1 protein-coding gene is annotated in these 513 nt (G+C 44.8%); it reads left to right on the top strand.

The annotated features are described in order from the left end of the window. The coding region (locus N1032_RS28000; RefSeq protein ID WP_259544018.1) for a hypothetical protein at nucleotides 1-513 on the top strand (513 nt) is incomplete at both ends.

Genomic DNA, 513 nt, shown 5'->3' with positions numbered 1-513 from the left:
TCTGTAAGGCACGTTTGATTAATGCGGTAGGGCCGGGTAAGTCTGGTTATCTGATGATTACCGCAACGCCTGAAAGGGGTTACACGGAACTAAATAAACTATTTGATAATGATGAATCCGGGGTTTTATATCTTAAATCCGCATCATGGGATGATTGCCCTAACTTCACGCCAGAAATGATAATTAAAGAGCTTGCCAGTTACCCTAAGTGGCAACACGAAATGAGGCGCAGAGGTTTACCAGTGTTAGGCACTGGCGCGGTATTCGATATAGACGACGAACAGATCAAGCTGATGGAGGTTAACCCGTCTGATCATTGGGATGCAATAGCGGCTATAGATTGGGGTGAGAAACTCGATCCAACAGTGTTAACTGTAGCGGTACGCAACCCGGATAACGATCACTATTATCTGATTGATTGTTTCTATCTTGATGGTGATGAATACAGCAGAAGCCCCCACAACGTAGCACGGATTTTAAAGGAACGTTACCCCGGAATTGTGGTTATCAGAC

This window comes from Herbiconiux daphne (assembly GCF_024979295.1).
GTDB lineage: Bacteria > Actinomycetota > Actinomycetes > Actinomycetales > Microbacteriaceae > Herbiconiux > Herbiconiux daphnes.
This window is presented reverse-complemented; position numbering and strand designations above follow the sequence as displayed.